14 protein-coding genes are annotated in these 21304 nt (G+C 48.7%); 5 read left to right on the top strand and 9 right to left on the bottom strand.

The window, feature by feature from the left end; genetic code table 11:
- Positions 1-4: 4 nt before the first annotated feature.
- Both BLP55_RS08385 and BLP55_RS08380 read right to left on the bottom strand, forming a co-directional pair.
- Complete coding sequence (locus BLP55_RS08385) at positions 5-841, bottom strand: succinate dehydrogenase cytochrome b subunit (protein WP_091141947.1); 837 nt, start codon at positions 839-841, stop codon at positions 5-7.
- Between the two features lie 145 nt (positions 842-986).
- Positions 987-1892, bottom strand: coding sequence for a hypothetical protein (locus BLP55_RS08380; protein WP_091141945.1), 906 nt, complete (start codon positions 1890-1892; stop codon positions 987-989).
- Between the two features lie 212 nt (positions 1893-2104).
- On the opposite strand from BLP55_RS08380, the gene BLP55_RS08375 reads away from it, so the two are divergent.
- From BLP55_RS08375 to BLP55_RS08360, 4 genes are all read left to right on the top strand, one after another.
- Entirely contained in the window at positions 2105-3439 is a 1335-nt protein-coding gene (locus BLP55_RS08375; RefSeq protein ID WP_091142176.1) for a hydroxymethylglutaryl-CoA synthase family protein, read from the top strand.
- A gap of 25 nt (positions 3440-3464) precedes the next feature.
- Positions 3465-4757, top strand: coding sequence for an aminopeptidase P family protein (locus tag BLP55_RS08370; protein ID WP_091141943.1), 1293 nt, complete (start codon positions 3465-3467; stop codon positions 4755-4757).
- Positions 4758-4918: 161 nt separating this feature from the next.
- Positions 4919-5695: an alpha/beta fold hydrolase gene (locus tag BLP55_RS08365; protein ID WP_244503440.1), complete on the top strand. Its 777-nt coding sequence runs from the start codon at positions 4919-4921 to the stop codon at positions 5693-5695.
- 33 nt (positions 5696-5728) lie between these two features.
- Positions 5729-6514, top strand: coding sequence for an alpha/beta fold hydrolase (locus tag BLP55_RS08360; protein ID WP_091141938.1), 786 nt, complete (start codon positions 5729-5731; stop codon positions 6512-6514).
- Here the strand turns inward: BLP55_RS08360 and BLP55_RS08355 are convergent.
- From BLP55_RS08355 to BLP55_RS08340, 4 genes are all read right to left on the bottom strand, one after another.
- Positions 6507-9278, bottom strand: a complete 2772-nt coding sequence (locus BLP55_RS08355) for a PD-(D/E)XK nuclease family protein (RefSeq protein WP_091141935.1) — start codon at positions 9276-9278, stop codon at positions 6507-6509. The genes BLP55_RS08360 and BLP55_RS08355 overlap by 8 nt on opposite strands.
- Before the next feature lie 63 nt (positions 9279-9341).
- Positions 9342-10751 carry an OmpA family protein gene (locus BLP55_RS08350; protein ID WP_091141932.1) on the bottom strand — a complete coding sequence of 470 codons (1410 nt, stop codon included), beginning with the start codon at positions 10749-10751 and terminating at the stop codon, positions 9342-9344.
- A gap of 110 nt (positions 10752-10861) precedes the next feature.
- Complete coding sequence (gene kbl / locus BLP55_RS08345; RefSeq protein ID WP_091141928.1) at positions 10862-12052, bottom strand: glycine C-acetyltransferase; 1191 nt, start codon at positions 12050-12052, stop codon at positions 10862-10864.
- A gap of 10 nt (positions 12053-12062) precedes the next feature.
- Positions 12063-15239, bottom strand: coding sequence for a UvrD-helicase domain-containing protein (locus BLP55_RS08340; RefSeq protein WP_091141926.1), 3177 nt, complete (start codon positions 15237-15239; stop codon positions 12063-12065).
- A gap of 206 nt (positions 15240-15445) precedes the next feature.
- Between BLP55_RS08340 and BLP55_RS08335 the strand changes: the two genes are divergently transcribed.
- Complete coding sequence (locus BLP55_RS08335; RefSeq protein WP_091141924.1) at positions 15446-16054, top strand: superoxide dismutase; 609 nt, start codon at positions 15446-15448, stop codon at positions 16052-16054.
- 386 nt (positions 16055-16440) lie between these two features.
- On the opposite strand, the gene BLP55_RS08330 is transcribed toward BLP55_RS08335, so the two are convergent.
- From BLP55_RS08330 to BLP55_RS08320, 3 genes are all read right to left on the bottom strand, one after another.
- Positions 16441-18339 carry an amidophosphoribosyltransferase gene (locus tag BLP55_RS08330; protein ID WP_091141922.1) on the bottom strand — a complete coding sequence of 633 codons (1899 nt, stop codon included), beginning with the start codon at positions 18337-18339 and terminating at the stop codon, positions 16441-16443.
- Positions 18340-18530: 191 nt separating this feature from the next.
- Positions 18531-19457, bottom strand: a complete 927-nt coding sequence (locus BLP55_RS08325; protein ID WP_091141920.1) for a PfkB family carbohydrate kinase — start codon at positions 19455-19457, stop codon at positions 18531-18533.
- Between the two features lie 157 nt (positions 19458-19614).
- On the bottom strand, positions 19615-21231 hold the full coding sequence (locus BLP55_RS08320; protein WP_091141918.1) for a hypothetical protein: 1617 nt from the start codon (positions 21229-21231) through the stop codon (positions 19615-19617).
- Between the last annotated feature and the right edge of the window lie 73 nt (positions 21232-21304).

Below are 21304 nucleotides of genomic sequence, written 5' to 3'. Positions count from 1 at the left end.
GGGATTAAGCTTTTAGAATAAAATGGAGGTACAATGGAATGATGGCGAACAAAAGCGGTACGATAATCGCGAAGCCTTTCCCAAATCCTTTGATGAGTCCGTTGTATTTTGGATTGTTGGCGCCCAAGGATTGGAACGCGCTGGCAAAACCGTGGTGCAAGTGAAACGCAAGCACAGCCATCGAAAGCACGTAGAGCAATGTGTACACCAACCCGTACTTCGCATCTTTGAAGAACGCCACCGTGATTTTGTACAAATCTTTGTAGCCTTCTTTGATTTTAACGTTGGCCTGCGCATTGTAAAACTCCGTGCGGTTCTTGATGTAAATCACTTTTTGGTCGACCTGCTGTTTGGGCAGGTAACTACCGTCGGTAGTAAGGTAATATTCCGAAGGTTGACCGTTCATCGTGATGGTTTGCGTTTGCAATGGCATGTTTTTGTCGAAATGCATCGGCGCCCAAAATGTAATCATGTGCGTGACGATGAACACCAAAATAACGGTTCCCAAAACACCCATGTTTCTTGACGACCATGCGCTGTTTGCGGCGGCGTTGTTCTTCGCATACTTGACCGGACGCGCTTTTGCATTTTGATAGGTCAGCATCGCGCCGTCGATTGCGTGAAAAATGATCGAAGCGTAAGTGAGATAAGACAAAACCTTAACGGCGGGGTTGGTCGTCATGAACAACGCATATTTGTTGAAGTTCAGCGCGTTGTCGGGGGTCAAAAGTTGAAGATTTCCTGCCAAGTGGCCAACGAGAAACAAGCATAAAAATAAACCTGTCAGAGCCATCCAATATTTCTTAGCCAAGGACGACTTTAATAATGCAGATTTTGCCATAATATTTGTTTGTGAGTTTTAAAAAAATCCACACAAAAGTACGGCAAACCGAGAATAATTACAACCTCTCGAACGTTATTTATAATGATTTTAAAATGGCGGCTTTAAAAGTCGGAAAAGCGATAACAGAGAAACAATCGCCTCCTTATTCGGCCACTTGATACGATGGAATCAGGCCACGCAAGCCCATATCTACAACGGTTTCGCCTTGGGCAGGCTCGTATTTGCCATCGAACACCACTTCTTGCCATTCAAAGCTCTTATTGACCGACAGCGAAAGCGTCACGACAACATCCTTGGTCTCGTTGCCGGTGATGGTCAAATTGTTGGCGAATCTGCCCGTCACGACACAAGAGCCCGCAGGAATCGGCGACGTAGATGCAATCGGGTTCGGGACCGTGGTGGCACCAGCCGGCGCTTGCCCCTCTACCGAATACGGATAATCGGCCAAAGCGAACGCCCAATAACCTTGCAAACGGTTGGCGTTGACCGGAAAAATAGAATTCCCGATTTCGTGTGTCCCGATGTAGGTGTTGTATCCGACAAAACTTGCCAGCGTTCCTTCATAATCTACACCGCTCGCTCGTACCGGGATGTTGTAATTTTGATAAGCCAGCGAAACACGCACCCATTCGTAGCTTCCGGCGGCGATGTCCTTGAGCGGGATGCGCAAAAATGTTTCGCCTTCGCCTACGATCTTGGCCTGACTGAAATCGATGGCGTTGCTGCCACCCATGGTTGTTTCTGGCGCATGGTACAAAACTGCACCCTGCCCGAGTTGGGTCATTGCGTTGGGGGCCAGTTCAAAATAATGTGCCGAAATCGCGTTGAAGTCGGGTGAAACGCCTGCATTGCCCGAAGCCACGGCCGATGGTTGCCCGATGTTGTTGAGCCTAACCTGGTCTTTATCAAATTTGAATTTGACCACCAGACTGGGTTCGGAAGTAGAGGGAACTGGTTCGTAAAGATCGATCGTGTCGTCGTTGTCCTCGCACGACGCGAAGCCCAAAGCGCCCAAAATCAACAATATGGAAACCAGATACACTTTCATGACAAACCCTTGTTAATAAATCCATAACGGCGTTATCGCGCGTTTAGTATGGCAGGTCCAAAAATCTGCATTTGCGCGTTGTTTTAGCAATCTGGTAAAATGACGGCGTCTTTTTTTAGGATTCCTCAAAAATGCGTCAGCCATCGAAAATAGTGTCGGTTTGGCCGTTCCCTAAGTATTCCGAAATTGTAATTTTGCGCAAAATCCGCTACATGAAAATTGGAATAGACGCGCTTGCGTTCAACGTCGCTTCACTGCACCTTCCCATCGCCGTTTTGGCCGAAAAACGCAACATCGACCCCGAAAAACTCGAAAAAGGTCTTGGACTGCTCAAGATGACTTTCCCCGATGTACACCAGGACAGCGTGGTCTTTGCGGCCAACGCGCTCACCAAGCTCGTCGAAGAGCATCGTATCGATTTGACACAAATCTGCCGTATTTATGTGGGTAGTGAAAGCGGCATCGACAATTCGAAACCCATCGCGTCGTATTTGTCGGCGCTCATGGAGCAAAAATATGGCGACGGCTTGCTGCAAAATTGCGATGTTGTCGACTTTACTTTTGCGTGTATCGGCGGCGTCGATGCCCTGCAGAACTGCTTTGACTTCGTACGACTGAATCCCGATGCCCAAACGATTGTAGTGACCACCGACCGGGCCAAATACGACCTCGGATCGGGTGGTGAATACACCCAGGGCGCGGGAGCCGTCGCCATGTTGGTCAAGGCCAATCCGCGTATCATCGCTTTTGACACCCATTGGGCGACCGACACCAAGGGTTTGTTCGATTTTTTCAAACCGTACCGCACCATTTCAAAAACCGAGATCACCGGCAGCGACCAAAATCCGGAATGGCTGGGCCAGTTGGAACAGCAAATCGAAATCCACAAAGACCAACCGGTTTTTGACGGACAATATTCCAATCAATGTTACATGGACCGCACGCGCGGCGCCTATTTTTCGCTTAAAAAACAACTTGGTTTTCAAGGCACGCTGTACGATTCGTGGGAAAATATCATCATGCATTTGCCTTACGCATTCCAAGGCCGACGGATGCTATCGGAAATCTTTGCGCTCGATTCGGACGGAAAAATCGACACTTCCGATTTGAAATCGGTCGCCAAATCGGATGCTTACCAAAAGTTCGTCGCACAAAAACTGGCCCCTGCCGAGAAAGCGTCGTCGCTCGTGGGCAATTTGTATACCGGTTCGATTTTTATGGCGTTGCTCTCGGCATTGTCTGTGGCTCTCGAAAATCAATCGGTGCTTGAGGGCAAAACATTCGGGTTCCTGGCCTATGGTTCGGGCTCGAAATCGAAGGTTTTTCAGGGAGAAGTACAAACGAGCTGGCGCGAAGCCATCGCCCCTGTCAATTTGTTCGAAACCCTGGCTAAAAGTCAGGAGTTGAACTTTGAAACCTACGAGAAACTGCACAAAAAAGAACAACAAACGGGCGTAAAAAACCCAAAGTCCGAATGGGTCCTCGATCGGATCGAAAACGACAATCCCGTGTTAATGGGTGCGCGCTATTACAAATGGATTGATTAGCTTTGTGGTTCAAATTTGAATCAACATGAAGTATTTACCCATCAGCAGCGCTCTTTTTGTCAAAAACCGCAAAAAGTTCACCGCGCAGATGAAACCCAACGCCATTGCGGTTTTCAATTCCAACGATATCTATCCGATCAGTGCCGACAGCACCATGCCTTTCCAGCAGCACCGCGATATTTTTTACCTGAGCGGCGTAGATCAGGAAGAAAGTATCTTGATTTTGTTCCCCGATGCGCCTTATGAACACCAACGCGAAATTTTGTTTTTGCGCGAAACCAACGAGCACATCGCCATTTGGGAAGGCGAAAAGCTCACCAAAGAACGCGCTTTCGAAGTTTCGGGCATCAAAACGGTGTACTGGCTCAGCGATTTCGAGAAAATCCTGTTCGAGCTCATGACCTATGCCGAGACGATGTACATCAACACCAACGAACATTACCGCCAATCGGTAGAAACCGAAACCCGCGAGGCGCGGTTCGTGAAATGGTGGAAAGAGAAATATCCGGCGCACAACGTGGCCAAAAGCAACCCGATCTTGCAACGCATCCGTTCGGTAAAGGAACAGGAAGAGCTCGATTTGATGCAAACCGCCTGTAACATCACCGAAAAGGGTTTCCGTCGTTTGCTTTCTTTTGTCAAGCCAGGCGTAACCGAATATGAAATCGAGGCCGAGCTGATCCACGAATTTGTCCGCAACCGGTCCAAAGGTTTTGCCTATACGCCGATTATCGCTTCGGGCAACAACGCCAATGTGCTTCACTACATCGAAAACAACCAACCTTGTCATGCAGGCGATTTGATCCTGCTGGATGTGGCCGCCGAATATGCGAATTATTCGAGCGATTTGTCGCGTACGATTCCCGTTTCGGGCCGCTACACCGACAGGCAAAAGGCCGTTTACAATGCGGTGCTTCGTGTCAAGAACGAAGCGACCAAGCTGCTCGTTCCCGGCGCGCTCTGGAAAGAATACCACAAAGAAGTGGGCAAAATCATGACTTCTGAGTTGCTTGGTCTGGGCCTTTTGGACAAAGCCGATGTACAGAACGAGAACCCAGATTGGCCGGCCTACAAAAAGTACTTTATGCACGGCACGTCGCACCATTTGGGCCTCGATACACACGATTACGGGCTGCTTCACGAACCGATAAAGGCCAATATGGTGTTTACGGTCGAACCGGGTATCTACATCCCGGCCGAAGGCTTCGGCATCCGACTCGAAGACAATGTGGTCGTGCAGGAAAAAGGAGAACCTTTCAATTTGATGCGCAACATCCCTATTGAGGTGGAAGAAATCGAGAACCTCATGAACGTGTAACAAAAACACATGACGGCTTACTTATCGGTAAGCCGTTTTTTATGAAATCAACGCTATTTTTCTTGCTGTTTTGCACCGCGTCTTGGGCGCAAACCGATGGTTATTCCGTCAACACCGATGGTTCCAAAACCTATTACCGCATTTTTGGCTCCGGCAAACCGATGCTGGTCATCAATGGCGGGCCGGGCATGAACAGCAACGGGTTTGAAGCGTTAGCACGCGAACTCTCAAAGCATCGAATGGCAATTTTGTATGACCAACGCGGTACCGGAAAATCAGTGCTTCCAAAATTGTCTCCGGAAACGGTTTCGATGCGGTTGATGGTCGACGATATCGAATCGCTCCGAAAGTCGCTAAAAATAAAGAACTGGGATGTTTTAGGACATTCTTTCGGCGGCATGTTGGCGTCTTTTTATGCGACGGAATTTCCCGATCGTATCGACCGGATGATCCTTTCGTCGTCGGGTGGTGTCGATTTGGATTTACTCAGTTATGTAGGGGGGCGCATCCAGTCGAAACTTAACCCCGTGCAACGCGACTCTTTGCGCTATTGGAACGCAAAAATTGAAAAAGGCGACACGACCTACGCGACGCGTTTGGGACGCGGTCGGAATTTGGCCCCGGCATACGTGTTTAATCCCAAATATGTTCCGTCGTTGGCAAAAAGACTGACGCAAGGCAATGCCGAGTTAAATCAATTGATTTGGGACGATTTACGGGAAATAGGCTTTGATTGTGCGCCGAAACTCAAAAAATACCAGAAACCTGTTTTAATTATTCAAGGCAAGGACGATATCATCAAACCTAACACTGCTGAAATTGCGCACCGCGCTTTCCGTAATTCGGAGGTGGTGTTGTTGGACGATTGTGGGCACTATGGTTGGTTGGACGCCGAGGCAGAATATTTCGCAGCAATCGGCACTTTTCTACAGCCCTAATCCTTATTTTTGTGGTATCCCCAAATTCTTTGCATGAAAACCGCAACCTATAAAAATACCCAAATCGCCTACACCGATACCGGCAAAGGCACCGCCGTTGTTTTGCTGCACGGCTTTCTCGAGAACCGTTCGATGTGGGATTTTTTTGTCGCCGAACTGGCCAAGAAATACCGCATCATCGCCATCGACCTTTTGGGACATGGTCAGAGCGAATGTCATGGCTACGTCCATACGATGGAAGACCAAGCCGATGTGGTACATGAAGTATTGAGCGATTTGCGGATCAAGAAAGCCATCTTTGCAGGCCATTCGATGGGCGGCTACATCGCGTTGGCCTATGCCGAATTGTACCCCGATCAGGTCAAAGGATTGGCGCTGATCAACTCGACCTCGCGCGCCGATAGCGACGAGCGCAAGGCCAATCGCGACCGGGCCATCCAAGCCGTCAAAAAAGACCACACGGCGTTTGTACGGCTCTCGATCGCCAATCTGTTCAGCGAGGCCAACCGCGAGCGTTTAAAGCCTGAAATCGAGCAGGTGCGTTCCGAAGCGCTCAAAACGCCTTTACAAGGTATTGTCGCCGCGCTCGAAGGCATGAAAATCAGGAAAGACCGCGAGGTATTGCTGCACTTTGGCCCCTATCCGGTACTGCTGGTGTTGGGAGAACAGGATCCCGTTTTGAATTACCAGGAAAGCCTCGAGCAAACGCAAGGCACCAAAGTCCAACTGGTGACGTTTCCCGATGGCCACATGAGTTTGATCGAAAACCGCGACGCACTGTTGTTGGAACTGGGCAACTTTCTTAAGAAAATCAAATAACCTTTTCGGTAAACGGTATCTCGGGATCGAGTATTTCGCCGAGCAACACGGTCAATTCTTCCTGATAGGCTTGGAGCAAATCGCCTGTAACCAACGTAGTTTCGGTCGGGGCTGCCATATCTTTAAAAACCAATGGCATAAACCCCGATTTCAGGTTCTTGAAAGAGATGATGCCCACTTCGACCGGCTCGCCGTCGGCAAGCGGCTCGTACATGAACGCATAGGCCAGCAATTGGATGATTTTGTCCGATTTGATGTCGGCGGTCAGGCCATCCCATGTTTTGAGCGTCAGGCTCGATTTTTCGACTTTCCCCGTCTTGTAGTCGATGATCCGAAGCCTGCCATTGTGCCGCTCGATCCGGTCGACGGTACCGCTTACGCGAACCGGGTAAGGCAAATTGGGATGCCGCAATTCGCGCCCCTCGCATTTCTTTTCCAGTTCGAGTATTTCGATTTCGGCACCCGAACGCAAATCTTCGCGCTCGAGTTTGAGAAAATTCGATACGTTGCGCTTGGCCACCTCAAAGGCGAGCAGGTTTTTGCCCTTTCGGATCTCGCCTTCTTTATAGACTTGTTTGAATTGGTCGAGCACGACGGCTTCGAGCTGCCCGAAACACGCGTCGATATCGGCTTCGGTAAGCCGTCGACCGATCATGGGCGTATACAGCGTCTCTAGCGCCCCATGGATGATGGTTCCTAGTGTATTCAGGGCAATGTTCTCCTCGACTTCTTCGGTTTCGCGGATGCGCAATATCTTCTGGAAATAAAAATCAATCGGATTGCGGATGTACGATGTCAGGGCCGAAGGCGAAAAACCCGCAGTTGCGATTTCCTCGAGCCGTGCCATCACCGCCGCCGATTTTGGCACCTCTTTGGGCTCATAACCCACATCGGGCAAGACCGCGCTGTAGATTTGCTTGGTAGTCGTGTGCTTGGGCTGTCGCTCGACTTCGAGTTGGGTCAGAAAACGGCTTGGCTCGCCTGCATCAAGACCTTCACTTTCGGTGTTGTAAAGCAAGTAAATTTTTTTCGCCCTTTGCAATAGATGGTAGAAATGGTAGGTGTAAATCGCGTCTTTTTGTTTGAACGTGGGCAGGCCGAGCTCAACCTTTACATCGTAGGGAATGAACGAGTTTTGTGATTTGCCCGCCGGGAACTTGCCTTCGTTCATCGAAGTGATGACAACCGTATCAAAGTCGAGCACGCGGCTCTCGAGCACACCCATGATTTGGAGCCCTTCGAGCGGTTCGCCTTCGAACGACACCTCGGCCAGATCGATCACTTGTTTGTAGATGGCAAACAGCGTATCGACCTTGCCTGCGTTGGCGTATTTGGCGTAATAGTTCTTCAGTTTATTGAGGGTTTGGAACACCGCATAAACAAAAGCCTTGGTGACTTTTGCCTGTTCGTTGTCGTTGCCCAAACTCGATTTGATGGTCAGCAAAACCTCCGAAAGTGTGTCGAGCACCGCCGTCGGATTGTCGGTCCAGGGCTCGAACAACAGCGAAAAAAGACGGTTCGGGTTGGGGTGCAGTTCCGCAATCTTTCGGTGTGTCAAAAAAGTGTAGTTGTATTGTTTGATGGTCTGCGCAACCTTTTGAGCCGCTACATAAGGCTCGACAAGCGGGTGACCCAATACGTCCAAAACGTCCTTGTAATAGAACACGGCGTTCGAACCGCCGCGCGACAAGGCCACGGTATGCATCCGGAACAATTTAAAAATTAAGGTTTGCGCAGGGTTGTTCTTGGCCGAATAGCCCATTGTGATGTTGAGCGCGCCCACCGACTGCGGCAGGACATGCAGCACCGGGATCAGCAAACTCTCCTCGCCCAACACCATGGCCACGCGGTTGATGTCGGCGTGGTTGCCTTCGATCAATTTGTCGATGATCCCGCCGGCAATCTTGGCTTGCCCGACAGATTTGGGTGTACCAATCACCTCGATGGTTTTCTCTTGCGCAAAATCGTTGAAAATCCACTCAAACGGATGGCTGTTGTAATGTTTCCATTTGCTTTTGAAGTCGCGCAAAAAAAGGCCCGCATCGTGTGCCGTGTCGCTTAGAAAGGTTTGATCGGCATCCCAGTAGATCCTTCCCAAATCGAGCGCCAGCAAATGCTGGATGATTTGCTCCTCGGCCGCATTGAGCGCATTGAATCCGCAAAAGAGCACCATCCGGCTTCCCTGGCTTTCCGAAAAGTGGTTGAGATTGGCAACGGCTTCCCTGTAAATCATGCCTTGGTAGCCGACACCCTTTTGGAGCAAATGATCGTAAAAATGTCGGTAGTAGTCGGGGAGCATTTTCCAGAACGAAAGATAACTCTCGATGAGCGGCGTTTGTTGGGTAATGTCTACCGACCAATGCTCGATCTCCTTGATATCCTGTAAGTACCTGAGCACGCGATCGGGCTCGAGCAGGTAACGATCGATTTCGTTAAAGTCTTGTAGCAGTGTTTTGGCCCAGTTGGCAAACACGTCAAATTCCTGTCTTTGCGGAGCCTCGGTGATGGCGCAATAAACCTCGTAAAATTCGAACAGCTGTTCTATGGCGTCTATAGAACGGATACCGGCAATGTCCTGGATCAACTTTTCTATGCTGACGATGCGCGGCGCAAAAATAGTTTGGGTTGTTTGCTTGCGTAAGGCCTCGAGCAAAAAAATCCTGGCCCTTTTGTTGGGCAACACCACCATGGTATCGGGTAAATGTGTGGCGTGTTCGCGCAACAACATTTGCGCGACCTGGTCCAGAAACGAGCGGTTTGTCATAAGATAAAAATAAAAAAACGCCCCGATAAATCGAGGCGTTCTTTCAATTATTTAAGGTAGAAATTATTTTACCAATTTCACTTCTACGCGACGGTTGTTCGCTTTACCTTTCTTAGTCTTGTTGGTGTCGATTGGCTTGGTTTCACCATAACCGATTGAAGACAATCTGTCGAATGCGATTCCGTTCTCTACCAAGTAGTTTTTAACGGCTGCAGCTCTGTCTTCAGACAATTTTTGGTTCATCGCATCTTTACCATCGCTATCCGTGTGACCTTCGATAGTAAATCTAGAAGAAGGGTATTCTTTCAAGATTCCTACGATTGACTGCAATACTGGATAAGTTTGTTGTTGGAAAGTAGCTTTACCAGAGTTGAACAAGATAGTTTTAGCGTAAGCGTTCAACTTCATGATGTGCTCTTCAGTGATTTCTGGACAACCATTGTTGGCTACAGTTCCTTTAACGTCTGGACACTTGTCGTCTTTGTCCAATACACCGTCACCGTCTGTATCTGGCCATGGACATCCACCGTTTTCTTTTGGACCTTTAACGTCTGGACACTTGTCGTCTTTGTCGGCAACACCGTCACCGTCAGCATCTGGACAACCGTTCAATGACTTAGGACCTGCTACTTCTGGACAAGCATCGTCTTTGTCAGCGATACCGTCTCCGTCAGTGTCTGGACAGCCTTGGAATTCAGCCAAACCAGCAACTTCTGGACAAGAGTCGCTACCGTCAACGATTCCGTCACCGTCGGTGTCAGGACATCCGTTGAATTGTTTCAAACCAGCAACTTCTGGACAAGCATCGTCTTTGTCATAGATACCGTCTCCGTCTGTATCTTTACCTCCAAATTTGAAAGTAAGACCTGCGAAGTGTTGCATGTGCGAAGGTACGTTGTTGGCCATACCTCTCTCCAAACGCTCGTCGAATGATTGCTTGTAAGTAGATTGCAAACTCAAGCCTACCATTTCTGTAAACCAGAAAGTCACCCCAAGACCACCTTCTACGATACCTGTATTGGCATCTTCCAACCATACATAACCACCACCTACGTGAACTGAAGGATCAAACCACTTCCAGCCAAACGCAGTACCCAAGCTGTACTTGATGGTACCATCGGCAGCATAGTAGCTCAAATCACCAGGATTTGTAACCACGTATTCTCCAGGAATGGTTGTGCGGGTATTAACAAATCTTTTGATCTTGTTGATCGATCCGGTTACTCCAACTGAGAAACCGCTACCCACGTGTCTAGACACGTTAATGTAAGAGATAGATGGAAGAATGTTCCAGTTGTCCTCTACATTAAAATACTGTGAAATTTGGTCCTCGAATTTTGTTGCAGCACTTACTCTCGTATCGACTGCATTCGTTCCGAAGGCAATCGCCCAAGGATTGTTGCTATCTTGTGCTTGTGCACTTAGCCCCACAAAAAGGCACGCAGCAGCAAATAATTTGTTAAGATGTTTCATACTTGATTTTTGTTAGATTACAATATTTTATTGAGCAAAAGTAATACGTAATTTTTTAACTACAAAACTATATGTTAAAAAAAACGGGCAAAAATCTGCAAAAATGGAGATTATATAACTTTTAATGATTTACCTACAATGGTAAAAGATTCGATGGCTTTGTCCAAATGGGCCTGTGTATGCGCGGCCGACAACTGCACCCTGATGCGCGCTTTTTCCTTAGGTACGACGGGAAAGAAAAACCCGATGACATAAATGCCTTCGTCGAGCAATCGGGCCGCCATGGTTTGCGCCAGTTTGGCATCATAAAGCATCACCGGCACAATGGCCGAGTCGCCGTCGATGATGTCGAATCCGGCCGCTTTCATTCCTTTCTTGAAATAGTTGGTGTTCCATTCGAGTTGGTCGCGCAAAGCGGTGTCTTTCTTGAGCAATTCGAAAACCTTGATCGACGCGCCTACGATGGCCGGCGCCAACGAATTCGAAAACAAATACGGACGCGAACGCTGACGCAACATTTCGATGATTTCTTTTTTACCGGTCGTGTAACCGCCCATCGCGCCGCCGAGCGCCTTGCCGAGCGTTCCGGTAATGATGTCGATGCGACCCATCGCGCCTTTGGCCTCCATGGTGCCTTTGCCCGTCGCCCCTATGAATCCTGCGGCATGGCATTCGTCCACCATGACCAGCGCGTCGTATTGGTTGGCCAAGTCGCAAATCTTGTCGAGTGGCGCCACGACGCCGTCCATCGAGAACACACCGTCGGTCACGATGATTTTAAACCGTGCGCCCGCCTGGTTGGCCGCTATCAATTGCTGCTCTAAATCGGCCATGTCGCTGTTCTCATAACGGTAGCGTTTGGCCTTGCAAAGCCGCACGCCGTCTATGATCGAGGCGTGGTTCAAGCTGTCCGAAATGATCGCGTCTTCTTCGCCGAACAAAGGCTCGAAAACACCGCCGTTGGCGTCAAATGCAGCCGCGTAAAGAATCGTGTCCTCGGTGCCGTAAAAATCGGCTATGGTTGCTTCAAGGGTTTTGTGGATGTCCTGCGTCCCGCAAATGAACCGTACCGACGACATGCCAAAACCATGCGTATCGAGTGCATTTTTGGCCGCTTGAATGACCTCGGGATGCGAAGACAACCCCAGGTAGTTGTTGGCGCAAAAATTCAGCACCGTTTTTCCGTTTACCGTTATTTCCGCGCCCTGCGGCGAGGTAATGATGCGTTCTTTCTTAAAAAGTCCGTTGTCTTCGATGGTTTGCAGTTCGGTCTGCAGGTATTGTTTGATTTTACCGTACATAAAGTTGTTGTTAGTCGTTTTGCAAAGGTACAATTTTTAGCGTCTCGCCCAGGTAAACCAATACCTTTTTGGTCACGCGGTAACCCATCGAACCAATGGCCGATTCATAGGTCTCGAGTTGTTTGGCGTGCTTGGCTTCGGGCTGGCCAGTTTTGTAATCGAGCAGCAACACCGTCCCATCTGGATCAAGTACCATACGGTCGGGCTTGATGGTTCCCAGCGTCGGATGAAGGATCGATTGTTCGTTGAGCACACGTTGGCCCATCGCAAAAAAAACACCCAGTTCAGAATGTCCAACAACCGCCTCGATACGACCCCTGACATCTGGTTCCTGGGCCACCGAAATCAAGCCTTGTTCGAGCGCCTTTTCTATCGCGATGGGGATATCGGCGGCGGTATTTACATACGATAAAATTTCGTGGACGCTGTTCCCATAACCAATGGCCTTTTGTTGGTGCGTTCCCCACATGAGCGCATCGCGCTTGGCGATTTTGATGTTTTCTGGATTGAGCGTTTGGGCCACCACAGGAATGACCGATTCACCCGGTGCGGGCGGCGCCGTCGGTGATAACTTCTCGGGATTTCCATACGTGTACGTGTCCAAATGGGCTTGATACTTTCCTGTTTCTGTCAAGAACCGCAAGAACAAAGCCGACATGGTGTTGGCCTTGGATTCTCCTTTGGCGTTCAGGTTTTTGTCTGAAATAATATAAAGCTGTTCCTCGGCGCGCGTGAGCGCTACATACAACACATTGATGTTGTCGAGCAATTCTTCCTGTTTTTTTTGCGCAAAGACCTGTGCGGCACTTTGGCCGAATCCCGCGACGATGCTGCTGTTCTCTACCAATACTTTCTCAAGGCCAAATTCGTCTACATCGCTCTCGACCCAAATCTTGCTTTTGGGTTTTCGGTTGTAGTCTTCGTCGGCGAACGGAAAGATGACCACCGGAAACTCGAGCCCTTTCGATTTGTGCACCGTCATGATGCGCACGGCGTCCTTGCCTTCGGGCGATGGGATGCTGAACGACGTGCCCGATTTGTCCCAAAAATCCAAAAAGTCCGAAATCCCAGCCTGCGCCCGCATGTCGCGTTCCAAAACAATGTCCAGAAAATACTGTACATAAGCATTGTTGGGATGAACGACAAATTTGGAAATGATCGTCTCTACTGCTTCGTACAATGACTTTTTACGGATTTCCTGAAACGAAATCGTCACATCGAATTGCTGCAGCCATCGTTCGAATTCGGTTTCGACATCAAACCCCATACCCGCGGCGATAAAATCGTGGACCGGCATTTTGTGTTGCAAATGATTGCTGACACCTTGCAGGAAATATGCCTTGGCTTCTAAATCGAAGGCATTTTGCAGGTACCGCAACAGGTAAACAATCAGCTGCACATCGCCCGAATTGGCGATCATGAGCGTCTCCGAGGAAAGCAAAGGCACCTGCTGCTCGGTCAGGTAGTTGGCGATGGCCACGCCTTGACCGCGTTTGCGCGTCAGAACGGCGATGTCTTCGTAGCGAAAACCTTTGGCGCGGATTTCGTGGATGGCCTGTAACGTGGCCCTGACATAGCGGCTTTGTTGATCGTTTGATTCGTCCTCGGTTTCTTCATTGTCAATGTCAGCATCAATAAACGACAATTTGACAAACCCGCCCGCCTTGTCGTTGGACTCCTGGAAACTGTATTGCTCATAGAGTTCGCGGTAGTCCGGATGTTCAAATTCGGTGGCAAGCATCGCAAAAAAAGCATTGTTGAAATCGACAATCTGCGAATAGCTGCGCCAATTTTTCTTGAGCGATATTTTCTTGCGCTCTTTGTTGCTGAACGGAATGTGTTGGTCGCCGTCCTTGCCCAAGTCGATGAATTGTTCGGCCTTGCCACCGCGCCAACGGTAAATAGACTGTTTGGGATCGCCGACGATCATGAGGGTGCCTTTTTGGCCCGAATCGTCTTGACCGGCCAATGCATTGTCGATGAGCGGGATCAGGTTTTGCCACTGCATCTCGGACGTGTCCTGGAATTCGTCGATAAAAAAATGTCGGTAGCGTTCCCCCAAACGCTCATAAATAAAAGGCGCGGGTTGTCCTTTGATCTTTTCGTGGATGATGGCGTTGAACGCCGAAATCGACAGTATGTTCTGTTCTTTCTGGATCGTATCGAGCTGTTGCGTGACCGTATTGAGCAACGACAACGGCGTGATATTGCGCAGAAAGGCGCGGTAAAAATCGCGTTTCTCTTCGTTGCGGTACACCGTTCGAAGAATCGACAGCCATTCGGGAATCAAGGGCTCGATAAGCGCGCGATCGGTGGCGGCTTTGTTGATGGCGATGTCCTCGGGTTCGTGAAAACGCTTGTGCGTACTTTTCAAGACTCCGTCGCGGATGTAGCCCAAATGGTTCGGGAAAGTCCCGCGGGAAAACGACTGCGGATTGATCCCGTTTTGGTCGATCAACGCAATGGCTTGCAATGCGAGCTGTTTGTTCTGGGCTTCGAGCGCAGCCGCGGCTTCGGCCAATTTGTTCTTGATCGCGACAAATTCGGAGATGGTTTTGTTGCCGAGTTGCGCGATCTCGTGGCGGTTGTTCTCGTTGAGCGCGAGCTTGCCCGTCTCGAAAATCTCGCGTGAAATGTCCCACGATTTGTCGTCGTCGGTTTTTTCCATCGTGAAATCGACGAGTAACTTGGTGAGTTCCGGGTCTTCGCCGGCTTGCGCGATGAGTGCGTCTACGGCTTCGGTGAGCAGGTTGTCGGTATCGAGCGATACGTCGAAAGTGACGGGCAAATCCAGATCGTGTGCAAAGGTGCGGATCACGCGGTGCGTAAACTTATCGATCGTCGAAATGTCGAATGCCGCGTAGTTGTGGATCAGGTGCCGGATGATCTTTTTGGCTTTTTGCGCAATTTCGGGGACTTTTAGACCGGTATCTTCGGCCAAATCCTGCATGAGTTTTTGCGCCTTGGTGCTGGGTTGGTCGCTCGCAAAATCGGACAGGCTGCCCACGATGCGCGATTTCATCTCGTGCACCGCCTTGTTCGTAAAGGTGATGGCCAAAATATTTCGATACGCATCGTCTCTTGACGCGGTCAGGATGATGCGCAGGTATTGCTTGACCAGTTCGTAGGTTTTGCCCGAACCGGCCGAAGCGTCGTATATGGAAAAGGATGGTCTTGTTTTGGTCACGTAAACGGTATTAAAACGCAGATGCCCTAGCCCCGATTAAGCCAAATTATCCTTTGTGAGGTACGAACAAAGATAATGGCGAAAGCGGGAAATAGCTCCCAATCATCAATCGCTTTAATGAAATTATAACGAAAAAGGATTGCGCTTTCCAAAGTTAAATGTTTAAATTTGAATAAAATATTTACAAACCAATTAAATCGATCATTATGGCATTTGAATTACCAAAATTACCTTATGCATACGATGCGCTCGAGCCTCATATTGATGCGCGTACGATGGAAATACACCATACCAAACACCACAACGCCTATACGACCAACCTCAACGCGGCCATCGCAGGAACCGACCTCGAAGGCTTGACGATCGAGAATATTTTGATCAACCTCGACAAAAAAAATGCAGCCGTACGCAATAACGGCGGCGGCTTTTACAACCACAACCTGTTTTGGACCGTGATGAGCCCAACGGGCGGCGGACAACCCAACGGCGAACTGGGCGCAGCCATAGAGCGCGACTTTGGTTCGTTCGACGAATTCAAGGCCAAATTTGCCAAGGCAGGCGCTACGCAATTCGGCTCAGGCTGGGCTTGGCTTTGCGTACAGCCGGGCGGAAAGCTCGACGTGTGCGGGACGCCAAATCAGGACAATCCGTTGATGCCCGAAGTGGGCTGTGGCGGTACACCGATTTTAGGGATGGATGTTTGGGAGCACGCCTACTATTTGAACTACCAGAACCGTCGTCCCGATTACATCGAAGCGTTTTTCAACGTGATCAACTGGACGGAAGTCGCCAGAAGATACGCGACGGAGAAATAACTTTTTTAGAGTCAAGATTCAAGAGCCAAGAGTCAAGACTTGCTCGGATTGATTCAATAACAAAGCGGATTCAAACTATTGAATCCGCTTTTGTTTTTATTTACGGTAAATGTCTTGGCTCTTGATTCTTGACTCTCAAAAAAAAAAGCGATCCGTCAATCCGAACCGCTTCTATATGAAAGAATTTTGTTTACAGTAAAACCAAAATTCCGAACCTGTACAAAATAAAAAAGGTGAAATTGCTTTCACCCTTTTTGCCCCAAATCTACCATAAACTTAACCTACTAATGCTATGGTGATTCAAATGTATACCGAGGTTAAGTTGTTAACAAAAAAATTAGATGAACTACATCAATAATCGATAAAGTGCACAAAATAGTTGATTATTAGTACGCTCTGGCGTCTTTTCCTTCGTAAAAATTCATGAATGCTTTGTTAACAACTCGATTTCCGCCGGGTGTAGGATAGTCGCCTGTGAAATACCAATCGCCTAAATTCTTCGGACAAGCCTTATGTAAATTGTCAACGGTTTGGAAAATGATCTTGACCTGGGCGTTGGTGTTGTCGGGCAAAAGCATCTCGGCAATCTTGTCTGAAATCTCCTGGTCTGTAAACGGTTCGTAGATCGCATTGACGTGGTTGACCACATCGACGTCTTTGTGGTTGGCCTGCGCCTTGCATTTGGCGTAGACTTCATCGACAATGTGGTACAGGTTTCGTTCCTTGAGCAATTCGAGCGCGGCCTTGAACGCCACCAAGCCTTCGAGTTTGGCCATATCGATGCCATAACAATCGGGATAGCGAATTTGCGGCGCCGACGACACGATCACGATACGCTTGGGTTTCAAACGGTCGAGCATTTTGATGATGCTCATCTTGAGCGTGGTACCGCGTACGATGCTGTCGTCTATGATCACCAGGTTGTCGGTGGGTTTGATCACGCCATAGGTCACGTCGTATACGTGCGCGACCAAATCGTCGCGGCTGCTGTCTTCGGTAATAAAGGTGCGCAGTTTGGCATCTTTGATTGCAATTTTCTCGGTGCGGATCTTGACCGATAAAATTTCCTCGAGTTTTTCCTTGGTCAAAGTCTTTCTGTTGTCGAGGATATACTGGTTTTTGCGTTGGTTCAAAAAGTCGTTGGCGGCTTCGGCCATACCAAAAAACGAAACCTCGGCCGTATTCGGGATGTACGAGAATACGGAGTTGTCGGTATCGTTGTCGATGGCTTCGAGCACGGCGGGCAACACCAACTTGCCCAGCTGTTTGCGTTCTTCGTAAATCTCGGCGTCGCTGCCGCGCGAAAAATAGATGCGTTCGAATGAACAGGCTTTTTTGACGACCGGTGGAATAATTTCTTTTTCGGACACCTCGCCGTTCTTTTTGATAATAAGTGCGTTGCCCGGCGTGAGCTCCTGTACGCTGTCGAACGCCACGTTGAATACAGTTTGGATCACCGGTCTTTCCGAGGCGACCACCACAATCTCGTCGTCTTCATAAAAATACGCCGGACGGATGCCCGCCGGATCACGGAACACGAACGCATCGCCATGCCCGAACAGTCCGGCCATCGCATAGCCGCCGTCCCAGCCCTTAGAGGCGCGTCTCAAAATACGGGCAATATCGAGTTTGTCGGCAATGACGGGCGAAGCCTCGCGTTTGGACAACCCTTGCTCCTTACACTCCTGGTACAAATCGGTGACTTCGTCGTCGAGAAAATGCCCGATTTTTTCCATCACCGTCACCGTATCGGCCATTTCTTTCGGGTGTTGCCCGAGCTCGACCAAGCTGTTGAACAATTCGGTCACATTGGTCATGTTGAAATTACCCGCCACGATCAAATTCCGGTGCATCCAGTTGTTCTGGCGCAAAAACGGGTGTACACTTTCGATGCTGTTCTTGCCGAAAGTGCCGTAACGCACATGCCCCAAAAACAATTCGGCGATGTACGGGATGTGTTGTTTTTGCCAGGCGACATCGTCGGCCAATTCGGGATGCGCGGCCAACTCCTCGTTGATGCGCTGGTTGATTTGCATGAAAATGTCCTGAATCGGCTGGGCATCGTTCGAACGCACACGGCTGATGTAGCGTTCGCCCGGCTGCATGTCGAATTTGATCGACGCAAATCCGGCACCGTCCTGCCCGCGGTTGTGCTGTTTTTCCATCAGCAAATACATTTTCTGGATGCCGTAGAACGCCGAGCCGTATTTTTGTTTGTAAAAATCCAGCGGCTTCTTTAATCTAAGCATTGCAATGCCGCATTCGTGGTTGAGTTTGTCGCTCATTGTGTGTTGTTTAGTCGAAAGTCATAAAGTCATAAAGTCGAAAGACAAGTAACGGCAATATTTATGTTATGAATTTCATTGTGTTGTTTTTCAATTTCTTAATCGCGTCTTCAGGCTTTTAGGACTTTACGACCTTCAGACTTTACGACTTTGTTCAATAAAAAACGCCCCGTTTCCGAGGCGTAAGTATGCTATTGTAAGGCGATGTCGAACTGGGTGAGCGCTCTGAATTGTTTGAGCCTTTCGACCACTTCTTCTTTTTTCAGGTTTTCCATTCGTTCGGTCCCAAACTTCTCGACGCAGAACGACGCGAGGTTCGACCCGTAAATGATGGCGTTCTTCATGTTCTCGAACGACACGTTTTCGCTTTGTGCGATATATCCGGCGAAACCTCCGGCAAAAGTATCTCCGGCTCCCGTTGGATCGAAAACTTCTTCAAGCGGCAAAGCTGGGGCAAAAAATACTTCTTTGTTGTGGAACAACAGCGCACCGTGTTCTCCTTTTTTGATTACGACATATTTCGGGCCCATCGTATGGATCTTGGCCGCTGCCTTGACAAGCGAATATTCACCAGACAATTGTCTTGCCTCTTCATCATTGATCGTGATTACATCGATGCGCTTCATCACGGCAAGCAGTTCGGGCAGTGCGCAATCCATCCAGAAGTTCATCGTGTCGAGCACGACGAGCTTCGGCTTTTGGGTCATTTGGTCCAAAACGCTCGCCTGGACAAGCGGGTGCAGGTTGCCGAGCATGACCACATCGGCGTTCTTGAAATTTTGCGGAACGACAGGGTTGAAATCGGCCAAGGTGTTGAGTTCGGTGACCAAGGTGTCACGCGAATTCAAATCATTGTGGTATTTGCCCGCCCAAAAGAACGTCTTGCCGCCTTTGACGATTTCGAGTCCCGAAATGTCGATGTTTCTGGCGGTTAACAAATCCAAATATTCTTGCGGGAAATCGTCGCCTACGACCGAAACGATGGCCGATTGCAGGTTGAAGAACGAAGCCGACAGCCCGATGTAAGTACCGGCACCGCCTAAAATTTTATCGGTTTTGCCGAAAGGCGTTTCGATCGCGTCGAAAGCGACGGTTCCGACAATAAGTAGTTTGTTCATTTAATTTTGGAATTAAAGGCGCAAAGATACTTTTTATGTTTGAAAGTTGCAAAGTAATGTTTTGGTAAAGACTGATCAACCGTTGACCGAAACCAGCTCATTTAGTTTACAGGCGGTTTTGTGCTGGTTTATTAAGGAGTTCCAAGCTTAAATTAGTTTATTGCCTTGTGTATACCCTTATATAAACTTCTCCGTTACCGGCTGTGGAATGAATTGTTAAAGTTGTTCCCGTGACACTGATTATCTCATCGGTAAAAGTTTGTTGATATCCACTTATGTAGCCGTTATAGCTTGCCCCTGATGTGAAATTAAAAAATGCCCCATTTTCTATATATGTGCCAGTGGTCAAACTTGGACTACAATATGGATCGCCACCCCAACTAGGAATTGCCACAAACGATTTTTGCCGTGTGAATGTATTGTCTGTTGCGAAAACATAGACATCATTTAAATTTGCGCCAGAACAATAACCTGCGGTTCCGTTAGGTCTCGTCCAAGTGCCAACTAGTCCCGTATCGGTAACTAAAGCTGAACCACTTTTTTCACATCCCTCTGCATCGGTCACCGTAACGTTATAAATTCCCGGCGTGAGTCCGGTCGCAGTAGCGTTCGTACTATTGTTACTCCACAAATAAATATACGGTGCGGTTCCCCCAGTGGCGTTTGCCGTCGCGCTATTCGAGGTTGCCGAAGTCGTAACCTGCAAAGTAGAATCATCACAATCGATTTCGCGTGTCAAAGCCACAATCTTCACACTAACACAACCATTCGCATCCTTCACACCCACCAGATAACTCCCGTTTTGGTAATTGTTCGAAAATATTTGCCCGCCTTGAAAACCGGAACCCACCATATAGGTATAAGGCGCTTGACCGCCGTTTACTTGTGTAATGGCGATACTCCCGTATTGATCCATCGAAGCCACAAAGGAAATATTGGCCGTGTTGCAGTTTGAGGTTTGAAGGTTTGACGTAGGATCGTTGGCGGGTTGAACAGGATTATGGGGCGGCACGTTCGGCGGATAATTCAAATCTGATGGCGGTAATTCTGATGCACCGGCAAGCTCGGGCACCAGTACATACAGGATGGTTCCCACAGCTAAAGGCACAATCAATCCTGATGCACTCGCGGCTGCCAGCAAAGCCGCACCGGCTTGCGTTAAAGCGCCGATTCCGGCTATGCCCAAATTAACTCCTTCAACCACGGCGATACCTATGCCTACTGCTTGTACGCTTTCGGCAAATGTTGGGATACCTCCTCTGTCGGCAAAGAAAGGATTGAACGTATCATTGGCCGTACCAGCATTGTTTTCGACACGAACCGCATAGAATACTTCGGCGGTATGGTTGTCCCAATTGTACTCGTTGTAAGAAACATCGAACGTGTTTGGCGAGCCTTCAACATAATCGAATTTCAGTACCACGGGCGAGTTGACACCGTTGACACTGTAAAACGCCGACGAAATCCGGTTGATCGCCGGGTCGATGATCAAATTGACCAGCGTATCATTGTTGGCCTTTTGATAGGTGACGGTCTTGATTTGCGTAGGGTTGTTGTCGGAATCAAATAATCCGTAGATGTTGATTTCCAATTGTTCATTCTTGAAACGTGCCTGCAACGCATCGGCATTCGGACTTCCTGTTTGGTTTTTATAGATGGTGAAATCGGAGCTCGGCTTTGTCGTTACAATAGGCTTTTCATCCTTGTCGGAACAGGACACCATTGACACGATAAAAATGCAGATGAAAAGTACGGCCTTGATATGGTTTCTCATTTCATTTTATTTTAGATGTTGACCCACAAACCAACAAACTTTTCAAAACCAACACAATACCCACTATCTGGTA

This window comes from Flavobacterium caeni (assembly GCF_900101895.1).
Taxonomy (GTDB): domain Bacteria; phylum Bacteroidota; class Bacteroidia; order Flavobacteriales; family Flavobacteriaceae; genus Flavobacterium; species Flavobacterium caeni.
Note: the sequence above shows the minus strand (reverse complement) of the source record. Positions and strands in the feature narration are given on the sequence as shown.